Here is an 11,850-nt window from a genome sequence, read left to right on the forward strand (position 1 = left end):
GTGATCTCACTCGCGGTAAACTATCTTTTCACTTCCCGGAATATTCATATCACCAATATATTGAGTTCTGACGTTACATGTTTCGTTTGGCACTTTAGCTCCTTGTTTGACCACCAAAGGAAATGCGTATGTCAGGTTTTCCCGCTGCTCACTTTTGCAAGCGATGCAATAGAGAAACACCACACTCTGAAGTGCTGGTCCGTAAACCAAGTCGTTATGATACGGATAAATCAATTCTTGGAACGTTAAAGCTTTGGGCTCATACCCTGCTGAACGGCGGCCACTATTACGATATGGATCGCTATGTCACCTGCAAGGAATGTGGACACAAAGAGAAGGACAATTGGGGAAAAGAATTTGAATAGGCACAAAAAACCGAGCATTAACGCTCGGTTTTTCTTTTATCTTCGTAAGCTTACGCTAGCAGTTCTTTTGCTGTGTTCACTACGTTTTCTACAGTGAAACCAAACATTTCGAACAGTTGGTCAGCTGGTGCAGATTCACCGAATGTTGTCATACCGATGATGCGACCGTCGAAGCCAACGTACTTGTACCAGAAGTCAGCAATGCCCGCTTCTACAGCGATACGTGCCGTTACGTCTGATGGCAGTACTGACTCACGGTAAGCTGCGTCTTGCTTATCGAATGCATCTGTTGATGGCATTGAAACAACGCGCACTTTCTTACCTTCAGCGGTTAGTTGCTCAGCCGCTTTCACTGCTAGTTCAACTTCAGAACCTGTCGCAATAAGGATTAGCTCAGGTTTACCATCGCTGTCTTTCAGGATGTAAGCACCTTTCGCGATGTCCGCTACTTGCTCAGCAGTACGTTCTTGTTGCGCCAGGTTTTGACGAGAGAAGATAAGCGCCGATGGGCCATCTTTACGTTCGATCGCTAGTTTCCATGCTACTGCAGACTCAACTTGGTCACATGGACGCCACGTGCTCATGTTTGGAGTCAGACGTAGAGACGCCATTTGCTCAACTGGTTGGTGAGTTGGGCCATCTTCGCCAAGACCGATAGAGTCGTGCGTGTACACTTGGATGTTCTGAATCTTCATCAGAGCAGCCATACGCATAGCGTTACGTGCGTATTCCATGAACATCAGGAATGTTGCGCCGTAAGGAACAAAACCGCCGTGTAGCGCGATACCGTTCATGATCGCTGTCATACCGAATTCACGTACACCGTAGTGGATGTAGTTACCAGAGAAGTCGTTCGCTTCTTGAGACTTAGAACCAGACCACATGGTTAGGTTAGAAGGCGCTAGGTCAGCAGAGCCGCCCATGAATTCTGGAAGCATTTGACCAAACGCTTCTAATGCGTTTTGAGATGCTTTACGTGATGCGATGTTCGCTGGGTTTGCTTGAAGGTCAGCAATGATTTGGTTTGCTTTCTCTTCCCACTCAGCTGGAAGTTCGCCGTTTAGACGACGTTTAAGCTCTGCTGCTTCTGCTGGGTAAGCCGCTGCGTATGCTTCAAACTTAGCATTCCAAGCCGCTTCTTTTTCAGAACCTGCCGCTTTAGCATCCCACTCAGCGTATACGTCTGCAGGGATTTCAAATGCTGGGTGTTCCCAACCTAGGAATTCACGCGCTGCTGCGATTTCTTCCGCACCTAGTGGCGCACCGTGACAGTCGTGAGAACCTGATTTGTTTGGAGAACCAAAACCGATGATAGTTTTAGTACAGATAAGCGTAGGGCGTGGATCTGCTTTTGCCGCTTCGATTGCTGCGTTGATCGCTTCAGAATCGTGACCATCTACAGCAGGGATTACGTGCCAACCGTAAGATTCAAAACGCTTAGGCGTGTCGTCAGAGAACCAACCTTCAACGTGACCATCGATAGAGATGCCGTTGTCGTCCCAGAATGCGATCAGTTTGCCAAGGCCTAGTGTACCAGCAAGAGAACATGCCTCGTGCGAGATACCTTCCATCAGACAGCCGTCGCCCATGAATACGTAAGTGAAGTGGTCAACGATGTCGTGGCCTTCTTTGTTGAACTGAGCCGCCAACGCTTTCTCAGCCATCGCCATACCAACTGCGTTAGTGATGCCTTGACCTAGAGGACCCGTTGTTGTCTCGATACCAGGTGCGTAGCCGTACTCTGGGTGACCAGGAGTCTTAGAGTGAAGCTGACGGAAGTTCTTAAGATCGTCGATAGACAGCTCGTAACCACTCAGATGCAGTAGAGAGTAAATCAGCATAGAGCCGTGGCCGTTAGACAGTACGAAACGGTCGCGGTCAGCCCACTCTGGGTTAGCTGGGTTGTGGTTTAGGTGAGAACGCCAAAGAACTTCAGCGATATCAGCCATACCCATAGGTGCGCCTGGGTGGCCAGAGTTAGCTTGTTGAACACCATCCATGCTAAGAGCGCGGATTGCATTTGCGAGCTCTTTGTTTGAAAGAACGTTACGAGAAGACATGTCTGCTCCTGAGTGCATTAAGCGAATTGATAAAGGAATGTGGGCACATTAACCAAGAGTACTGGGTATAAAAGTGCGGGCAACATTCTCTCAAAGCCAAAATCTGACTGCAAACGTTTTACTCACCATTTTTGAGGTTTTAACTCAACCTTTTCGCACTTAATGGACCATTTATTAAAAATTCCCCCCATCAAAAGCAAACGATTGGGTAATAAGCTAGACGAATTCAAATAGAAAAAGAGCTTGTAATTCGACCGTGGGAAATTAAAATAGACGTCTAGATGTAGAAACACCTACAAACTGTATTGTATTTTTCGTGGCAAGCTTGCGTTAGTTAGCCATGAGTAAACCTTAAGATTGGAGCTATCATGGCTAAGCACCTGTTCACTTCTGAGTCGGTATCAGAAGGTCATCCAGATAAAATCGCAGACCAAATCTCTGACGCAGTTCTTGATGCAATTCTAGAGCAAGACCCAAAAGCACGTGTTGCTTGTGAGACTTACGTTAAAACCGGCATGGTTATGGTTGGTGGTGAAGTAACGACTTCTGCATGGGTTGATATCGAAGAAATCACTCGTGAAACTGTTCGTGAAATTGGTTACGTTCACTCTGATATGGGCTTTGATGCGAACTCGTGTGCGGTTCTAAACACCATCGGTAAGCAGTCTCCAGACATCAACCAAGGTGTTGATAAAGCAGACCCTAAAGAGCAAGGTGCGGGCGACCAAGGCATCATGTTTGGTTACGCAACTAACGAAACTGAAATCCTAATGCCAGCTCCAATTACTTACTCTCACCGTCTTGTTCAAAAACAAGCTGAAGTTCGTAAGAGCGGTAAACTAGATTTCCTTCGCCCAGATGCGAAATCTCAAGTCACGTTCCAATACGACCAAGGTAAGATTGTTGGTATCGATGCAGTTGTTCTTTCAACTCAGCACTGCGATTCAGTAACAACACCTGACCTACGTGAAGCAGTAATGGAAGAGATCATCAAGCCAGTATTGCCTTCAGAGTGGATCACTAAAGACACAAACTTCTTCATCAACCCAACCGGTCGTTTTGTTATCGGTGGCCCAATGGGTGACTGTGGTCTAACTGGTCGTAAAATCATCGTAGATACTTACGGCGGTGCAGCTCGTCACGGTGGCGGTGCATTCTCTGGTAAAGATCCATCGAAAGTAGACCGCTCAGCAGCTTACGCAGCACGTTACGTAGCGAAAAACATCGTAGCAGCTGGCATGGCTGACCGTTGTGAAATCCAACTTTCTTACGCAATCGGTGTTGCTGATCCAACGTCTATCATGGTTGAAACGTTCGGTACTGAAAAAGTATCTCACGACATCATCATTGAAGCGGTTCGTCAAAACTTCGACCTACGTCCATACGGTCTACAAGAAATGCTTAACCTGCTGCAACCAATCTACAAGCAGACAGCAGCATACGGTCACTTCGGTCGCGAAGAATTCCCATGGGAAGCAACTGATAAAGCTGAACTTCTACGTGACTTCGCTGGCATCAAGTAATCGAGCCACGCAAGAATCAATAAAGCCCTCGCCTCTGGCGGGGGCTTTTTGTTTCTCCCCTTCCTCTTCTCCCTCATTTGTACTGTGAACAAAAGTTCAGCAATTATTTGTAAATTGCCTCATCTCCGCCAATAGTTAACATAATGTTAAATGCACTTTTCGATGCATATAACGTAAAGAAAGATGATGCGGGCAAACGTGGCTAAAAGAGTCATGAAAAACGTCAGCCGTACATCTTTTATGGCCTAGGTGCCACCGTGGGACTAAATCAAGGAGGAGTTATGCCTCGTACCGTGAATCCATCCGACTTCCAAAATAAACGAAAGGAAGTCCCAGATAACGAATACGCCAGAACCATTCCATGCAACACTGTTAATCTTTCTGCACCATTTCATTGGCTCGCACAGGGCCTGCATGACTTCGTTCGCATGCCAATTATTAGTGCCTTTTACGGCATCTGCTTCATGGCCGCTGCGATTGGTATCGTGCTTCTGGTTCAATGGCAAGGCACGCACCTTGTCGTAATGCCGAGCTTGATTGTTTACATGCTAATCGGTCCATTTCTAGCACTCGGCTTATATGACGCAAGCTGGGAAAGAGAGCGTGGGCACAAACCAAGCTTATTCCACTCAATGAAAGCCATTGGGCGTAACTCGACCTCTCAATGGGCGTTCGCCGTATTGCTCGTAGTGTGTATGATTTTCTGGATGCGAATTGCTGCACTACTTCATGCGCTATACCCTTCTGTACAAGGTGCTCCACTGACTGAATTCTTACCTTTCTTAGTTATTGGTTCACTCGTTGGTTTTGTCCTGGCTTGCGTGGTCTTCAGCATTTCTGCTTTCTCCATCCCGCTGATGATGGAGCGCCGCGTTGATATGATGACCGCCGTTTTCACCAGCTTTAACGCGGTAAAATCCAACATTCCAGCGATGATTGTATGGGCTGCCATTATTTGTGGTGGTATCTTAATCGGCTTTGCGACGTACGGTATTGGTATGCTCTTCACCATGCCAATCCTAGGCTATGGTACATGGCATGCTTACCACGCGACGATAAAGAAAAAGCACACGCCTTAAAAGACTGATGCTATGATCCAGTCCTCGCAAACGCGGGGGCTTTTTTATTGGGTGAACGGGGTAAGTCGTGGATATAGAACTGAGCTACAAAGCCAAACAGGTGATGGCAAATTGCATCGCGATGGCAGAACAAGCCTTCAAACGTTCTTTTCCAATTCCATCTCTGACTTTCAATGTACGTGGCAAAGCCGCAGGCAAAGCCTATTTACAGCTGAATGAAGTTCGCTTGAACCCAAAACTCTTTAAAGAAAACCCTCAAGCGTTTCTCAAAGAAGTAATCCCACACGAAGTCGCGCATCTCATTACTTATCAAGTTTACGGTCGAGTTCGCCCGCACGGAAAAGAGTGGCAAGGCGTAATGGAAGCCGTGTTCAAAGTTCCAGCTAAGACAACGCACAGTTTCGATGTTGCCTCTGTACAAGGTAAAACCTTTGAATACCGCTGTGGTTGTATGACTTATCCGTTGTCCATTCGTCGCCATAACAAAGTTCTTCGCAAAGAAGCGGTATACTCATGCCAGAAATGCCGCCAACCGCTGAGCTTTACAGGCACTCAGCTCTCCTAAAGCCCCAAATTTCCCACTTTTTCATTCCAGAAAGAGAGACATTCGCTCTCAAAGTCTCTCTTTTTACCCGTTATTGTTTATTTACTCATCACTAAAGCCCATTTGTGCGTGTTAGAATGAATAAAGTCATACTTTATAAAGACTTTAATCATGAAATACCTGTTCTCTTTATTCCTGCTTGCGCTTTCTAGTGCGGCAATTGCTGCGCCTCCAAGCTCTTTCTCTGCGGCTAAGCGTGAAGCGGTAAAAATATACGCCGATCACCCAACCAGCTTCTACTGTGGTTGTGACATCAAATGGCAAGGTAAGAAAGGCATACCCGACCTTGCTTCATGCGGCTACCAAGTTCGTAAACAAGAAAAACGCGCATCGCGCATCGAATGGGAACACGTTGTCCCTGCTTGGCAATTCGGCCACCAGCGTCAATGTTGGCAAAATGGTGGGCGCAAAAACTGCACAAGAAACGACAACGTCTTCAAATCAATGGAAGCCGATCTCCACAACCTGACTCCAGCAATTGGTGAGGTAAACGGTGACCGTTCGAACTACAACTTCAGCCAGTGGAACGGTATGGACGGCGTCAGCTACGGTCGTTGTGAAATGCAAGTTAACTTTAAGCAGCGTAAAGTCATGCCGCCCGATCGCGCGCGTGGTTCAATTGCGCGTACTTACCTCTACATGAGTAAAGAGTACGGCTTCAAACTGTCTAAGCAACAAACTCAATTAATGAGTGCTTGGAACAAATCCTACCCTGCAGACAAGTGGGAATGTGAGCGTGATGAGCGCATTGCTAAGATTCAAGGCAACCACAACCCATTCGTTCAAGAGGCTTGTCGCGCACTGTAATTCTTCCTGCGATTACCGCGATACACCTTCGTAGTTTGAGGCGTTATCATTTACTGCAATGGAAACGCCTCTTGCCCCTTGTTTTTTCGGTGGAAAGCATCCATGTTAGTGTCTAAACACTCGCGTATGCAGGAAATCGAAACACTATGCGTATCCCTCGAATTTATCATTCAGAAACCATTCAACAACTTGGCGTCATTGCTCTGAGCGACGATGCAGCCGGCCATATTGGTCGCGTGCTGCGCATGAAAGAAGGGCAAGAAGTCCTGCTGTTTGACGGCAGCGGTGCAGAATTCCCAGCAGTCATCAGTGAAGTCAGCAAAAAGAATGTGATGGTTGAGATTTCTGAACGCGTAGAAAGCAGCATTGAGTCACCACTTGATCTTCACCTTGGTCAGGTTATTTCGCGTGGCGACAAGATGGAATTCACCATCCAAAAATCAGTAGAACTTGGCGTTAATACGATTACACCGCTGATCTCTGAACGTTGTGGTGTGAAACTAGACCAAAAACGTTTTGAGAAGAAACTGGCTCAGTGGCAAAAGATTGCGATCAGTGCGTGTGAACAGTGTGGTCGCAACGTAGTACCTGAAATTCGCCCTATCATGAGCCTAGAAGAGTGGTGCCAAGAAGAGTACGACGGCTTGAAACTAAACCTTCATCCACGCGCTAAATACTCTATCAACACCCTGCCAACACCTGTTGAAAAAGTTCGTCTGTTGATCGGCCCTGAAGGCGGTCTATCCTCTGACGAAATCGACATGACTCGCGAATACCAATTTGAAGAGACGCTACTCGGTCCTCGCGTTTTGCGCACCGAAACAGCGGCTCTGACAGCAATTACAGCTTTACAAGTTCGTTTCGGCGATCTTGGTTAAAACGGAGAAAAATAATGATCAAACTCGGTATCGTAATGGACCCAATCTCGTCCATTAACATCAAAAAAGACTCTAGCTTTGCCATGATGCTTGAAGCGCAACGCCGCGGCTACGAAATACACTACATGGAAATGAACGATCTGCACCTAGACCAAGGTAAAGCAATCGCAGACACTAAAGTGGTTGAGCTTAAAGAAGATCCAAACGGCTGGTACGAATTCAAATCAGAGCAGACTATCGAACTGTCTGAGCTTGATGCAGTGCTAATGCGTAAAGATCCTCCGTTCGACACTGAGTACATCTACGCAACTTACATCCTTGAGCGTGCTGAAGAGCAAGGCGCACTGATCGTGAACAAGCCACAAAGCCTACGCGACTGTAACGAGAAACTGTTCACCGCTTGGTTCCCAGAACTAACGCCAACTACCATCGTGACGCGTAAAGCAGAGAAGATTAAAGCTTTCCGTGAAGAACACGGTGATGTGATCCTAAAACCACTTGATGGTATGGGCGGCGCATCTATCTTCCGCGTGAAAGAGAACGATCCAAACGTATCGGTAATCATCGAGACATTGACGAACCACGGCCAAAACTACGCAATGGCGCAAACCTTCGTGCCAGACATTAGCAACGGTGACAAGCGCATCCTAGTAGTTGATGGTGAGCCAATGCCTTACTGCCTTGCTCGTATCCCAGCAAAAGGTGAAACGCGTGGCAACCTAGCGGCTGGCGGCACGGGTGAAGCTCGTCCACTAAGTGAAACTGATATGAAGATCGCTCAAGCAGTCGCACCAACACTAAAAGAAAAAGGTCTTATCTTTGTGGGTCTTGACGTGATTGGCGACAAGCTAACGGAAATCAACGTAACCAGCCCAACCTGTATTCGTGAAATTGAAGCTGCTTTTGATATTTCTATCACAGGTAAGCTAATGGACGCGATTGAGCGCCGAGTGAAAGGCGAATAACTCAAACTGTATTACAGTTAATAAAGAGCGTTGTGGATTAACTTAAGCAAACTCATGCACATACCCGTAAGGGTAAAAGCATGATGTTTGCTTAAGTATTTTAATAGTCTTATAAGGTCGAGATGAGAATGAACCTCACAAACCATTTCTTAGTTGCCATGCCGGGAATGAAAGATCCCTACTTCCAGAATAGCGTTATCTACGTCTGTGAACATAACGAAGAAGGCGCTATGGGGTTGATGATCAACGCTCCTGTCGACATCACAGTAGGCAGCATGCTCAATCAAGTCGAAGTGCAACCTGTGCACCCTCGACTGTTTGAAGCAAGCTTGGATAGACCGGTATACAACGGCGGTCCCGTTTCTGAAGATCGTGGTTTTATCCTGCACAAACCAAAAGACTACTACGAATCAAGTATTCAAATGACCGACGAACTGGCGGTGACTACGTCTAAAGACATCTTGTCGGTACTAGGGACAGAGGCTGAACCAAGTGATTATTTAGTAGCACTGGGATATTCAGGCTGGAGTGCGGGTCAATTAGAAACCGAGCTGGCTGAGAACTCTTGGCTGACCATCGAAGCGGCACCAGAGATCATTTTCGATACACCGATTATCGATCGCTGGAAAAAAGCAGTCGAAAAGCTTGGCATCGATCCGAGCCAACTATCTGCGGATGCTGGCCACGCTTAAAGACGTACACAACCACTACTTTCATTTATTTAGATTCGAGACTCCTTATGTCACGTACAATCATGGCCTTCGATTTCGGCACCAAGAGCATTGGTAGTGCCATCGGGCAAGAAGTCACAGGCACAGCCTCACCGCTAAAAGCATTCAAAGCGAATGACGGCATTCCAAACTGGGATGATATCGAAAAGCAAATTAAAGAGTGGCAACCAGACCTATTAGTGGTGGGTTTGCCGACAGACTTACATGGTAAAGACCTAGAGACCATCACGCCGCGAGCGAAGAAGTTCGCCAACCGTCTGCATGGTCGTTACGGTTTACCTGTTGAATTGCATGATGAACGCCTATCAACGGCAGAAGCACGTGCAGAACTGTTCAGTATGGGTGGCTACAAGGCGCTATCAAAAGGCAATATCGACTGCCAATCCGCGGTAGTAATTCTTGAGAGCTGGTTTGAAAGCCTTTGGGGTGAGTAGACATTTCAGGCACAAATAAAAAAGGTTGGCTTCTGCCAACCTTTTTCGTTTCTGGAGTCGATTATACCAATCACAGTAAATAAGTGCTCAGAAATAGCGTAGGGAAAATGCTTGAGAACAAGGCGCAATTTTTCGATAAGTAGTTATTCTACAATCAAAAATTGCAACGCAGTTATCGAGTATTTTAACAAGCTAGAATGACCAGTTATTTACTACGATTGGTATTAATCCATATCGATCTTAACATTCGCCAGCGTGCCTGTAGAGAAGGCTTCACCGCGTTGCGTCTTCAACATTAAACGTAGATCGTTGGCTGAATCTGCACTGTGCAATGCATCCTCTTCGCTGATCTTACCTTGCATCACCAACTTGTAGAGCGATTGGTCGAAGGTCAACATCCCGAACTCGTTAGAGCGAGCCATGGTCGATTTCAATTCATGCAGGTCACCTCGACGGATCAGATCAGAAACACGTGGACTGTTTAATAAGATCTCAAACACGCCATGACGCCCCTGACCGTTCTTATCACGGATCAACTGCTGACCCACCACACCTTTTAAGTTCATCGACAGATCAAATAAGAACTGATCTTTCTGATCTTTCGGCACTAGGTGCAAAATACGCTCCAGCGCTTGGTTCGCGTTGTTGGCGTGCAGTGTCGCCATACACAAGTGACCAGTCTCAGCAAAGGTCATCGCGTATTCCATCGTTTCTCGGCTACGGATCTCACCAATCAAAATCATATCAGGCGCCTGACGTAACGAGTTTTTCAACGCCACTTCATAGCTGTCGGTGTCTAGGCCAACTTCACGCTGTGTCACGATGCAACGCTTGTGCTCGTGCACAAATTCAATCGGGTCTTCTACCGTCAGGATGTGACCCGTTTTGTTGTTGTTGCGATAACCCGTCATCGCCGCCATAGTGGTCGACTTACCAGAACCAGTGGCACCAACCACCAGCACTAAACCACGCTTGGCAATAGCAAGGTCTTGCAGTACCAAAGGTAACTTAAGTTGCTCAAACGTCGGAATATTGGTTTCAATACGACGAATAACGGCTCCCGGCAATTCACGTTGGAAAAAGGCACTGACACGGAAACGACCGCAATCACGGACAATGGCAAAGTTAGACTCACGGCTTTTACGAAACTCCTGGCGTCGCTCTGGTTCCATTGCACTGTCAAGTAACAAGGCGACATCATTTTCAGTCAGCTTATCGCCTTGCGGGCGCAATTCACCATCCACACGAAACAAAATCGGAGCACCGACAGTGATGTAGAGATCCGACGCTTTTAACGCCAACATGCCTTCGAGAAATTTATTCAGATCCATCGTCCGTATTCGCTATTTCCTGAGTAATTCGTTACGAGAATTGCTGCGCTTCAATTTCAACTTTCTTATCCACTTCTTCACGCGATACCATGCCTTGCGCCATCAATTGACGAGCATTCTGCTCCATGGTCTGCATACCATGCGCCGCACCAGTCTGAATGATCGAATACATCTGAGCGACTTTATCTTCACGGATAAGGTTACGGATCGCAGGCGTTGCCATCATTATTTCATGACACGCGATACGACCGCCGCCGTTACGTTTCAGAAGTTTTTGCGCGATAACCGAACGCAATGATTCCGACAGCATCGAACGCACCATGTCTTTGTCGCTACCAGGGAAGACGTCAATAATACGGTCGATGGTTTTCGCTGCCGAGCTAGTGTGCAGTGTACCGAAAACAAGGTGACCCGTTTCAGCAGCCGTCAGCGCCAAACTGATGGTTTCTTTATCACGCATCTCACCAACTAGGATCACATCCGGGTCTTCACGCAGCGCGCTGCGTAGCGCGTTTTGGAAGCTGTGTGTATCACGGTTTACTTCACGTTGGTTGATCAGACACTTATTGTTGGTGTGAACAAATTCAATCGGATCTTCAATTGTTAGGACGTGCTTATTGTGATTACGGTTAATGTAGTCAACAATGGCAGCCAAGGTAGTCGATTTACCAGAACCCGTTGGGCCAGTAACCAGTACCAAACCTTTTTCCGCATTGGCGATTTTTCTGAAGATCTCAGGAGCTTCTAGCTCTTCCAGTGTTGGAATGCTACTTGGGATGGTACGGAAGACCGCCGCACAACCGCGAGATTGGTTGAAAGCGTTGACACGAAAACGGCCAACGTTATGCAATTCAAATGAAAAGTCGACTTCGAGTTTTTCTTCGAACTCACTGCGCTGCGCATCGTTCATGATTTCAAAAACCAAACGGTGCACTTCTTGGTGTGTAAACGCTGGAATGCCCAGTTTTCTTACATCACCATCAATACGAACCATTGGTGGTACACCTGCAGAAAGATGTAGATCCGAAGCATTATGTTTTACACTAAAATCCAGTAACTCAGTGATATCCATT

Annotated in this window: 12 protein-coding genes; 9 read left to right on the forward strand and 3 right to left on the reverse strand. The window is 46.8% G+C overall.

Translation table 11 applies throughout. The features are described from left to right. The first annotated feature begins 128 nt into the window (after positions 1-128). The gene (locus A8140_RS13500) at positions 129-365 is read left to right on the forward strand and encodes a hypothetical protein (protein ID WP_005534899.1); all 237 of its coding nucleotides are present in this window, start codon (positions 129-131) and stop codon (positions 363-365) included. 50 nt (positions 366-415) lie between these two features. On the opposite strand, the gene tkt is transcribed toward A8140_RS13500, so the two are convergent. Next, the gene (gene tkt, locus A8140_RS13505) at positions 416-2,425 is read right to left on the reverse strand and encodes a transketolase (protein WP_005534901.1); all 2,010 of its coding nucleotides are present in this window, start codon (positions 2,423-2,425) and stop codon (positions 416-418) included. 368 nt (positions 2,426-2,793) lie between these two features. Here tkt and metK point away from each other — a divergent pair, with 368 nt between their 5' ends. The 8 genes from metK to ruvX all read left to right on the forward strand — a co-directional run bounded on the left by metK (position 2,794) and on the right by ruvX (position 9,446). Beyond that, on the forward strand, positions 2,794-3,948 hold the full coding sequence (gene metK / locus A8140_RS13510) for a methionine adenosyltransferase (RefSeq protein ID WP_005534903.1): 1,155 nt from the start codon (positions 2,794-2,796) through the stop codon (positions 3,946-3,948). A gap of 281 nt (positions 3,949-4,229) precedes the next feature. Further along, positions 4,230-5,027, forward strand: coding sequence for a DUF2189 domain-containing protein (locus tag A8140_RS13515; protein WP_005534905.1), 798 nt, complete (start codon positions 4,230-4,232; stop codon positions 5,025-5,027). Positions 5,028-5,094: 67 nt separating this feature from the next. After that, positions 5,095-5,592 (forward strand): SprT family zinc-dependent metalloprotease, encoded by a 498-nt coding sequence (locus A8140_RS13520; protein WP_005534907.1) that lies wholly within the window; start codon positions 5,095-5,097, stop codon positions 5,590-5,592. Between the two features lie 150 nt (positions 5,593-5,742). Beyond that, positions 5,743-6,438: a deoxyribonuclease I gene (gene endA / locus A8140_RS13525; protein ID WP_005534908.1), complete on the forward strand. Its 696-nt coding sequence runs from the start codon at positions 5,743-5,745 to the stop codon at positions 6,436-6,438. A 146-nt stretch (positions 6,439-6,584) separates the two neighbouring features. Then, complete coding sequence (gene rsmE / locus A8140_RS13530) at positions 6,585-7,316, forward strand: 16S rRNA (uracil(1498)-N(3))-methyltransferase (protein WP_005534910.1); 732 nt, start codon at positions 6,585-6,587, stop codon at positions 7,314-7,316. 14 nt (positions 7,317-7,330) lie between these two features. After that, positions 7,331-8,281: a glutathione synthase gene (gene gshB, locus A8140_RS13535; protein WP_005425823.1), complete on the forward strand. Its 951-nt coding sequence runs from the start codon at positions 7,331-7,333 to the stop codon at positions 8,279-8,281. 128 nt (positions 8,282-8,409) lie between these two features. Further along, the gene (locus tag A8140_RS13540; protein WP_005534912.1) at positions 8,410-8,973 is read left to right on the forward strand and encodes a YqgE/AlgH family protein; all 564 of its coding nucleotides are present in this window, start codon (positions 8,410-8,412) and stop codon (positions 8,971-8,973) included. Positions 8,974-9,020: 47 nt separating this feature from the next. Beyond that, positions 9,021-9,446, forward strand: coding sequence for a Holliday junction resolvase RuvX (gene ruvX / locus A8140_RS13545; protein WP_005425820.1), 426 nt, complete (start codon positions 9,021-9,023; stop codon positions 9,444-9,446). A 224-nt stretch (positions 9,447-9,670) separates the two neighbouring features. On the opposite strand, the gene A8140_RS13550 is transcribed toward ruvX, so the two are convergent. Together A8140_RS13550 and A8140_RS13555 are read right to left on the reverse strand one after the other, a co-directional pair. Next, entirely contained in the window at positions 9,671-10,777 is a 1,107-nt protein-coding gene (locus A8140_RS13550) for a PilT/PilU family type 4a pilus ATPase (protein WP_005425812.1), read from the reverse strand. Between the two features lie 31 nt (positions 10,778-10,808). Then, entirely contained in the window at positions 10,809-11,849 is a 1,041-nt protein-coding gene (locus A8140_RS13555; protein ID WP_005534915.1) for a type IV pilus twitching motility protein PilT, read from the reverse strand. Position 11,850 lies beyond the last annotated feature (1 nt).

It is taken from the genome of Vibrio campbellii CAIM 519 = NBRC 15631 = ATCC 25920 (assembly GCF_002163755.1).
Lineage (GTDB): Bacteria > Pseudomonadota > Gammaproteobacteria > Enterobacterales > Vibrionaceae > Vibrio > Vibrio campbellii.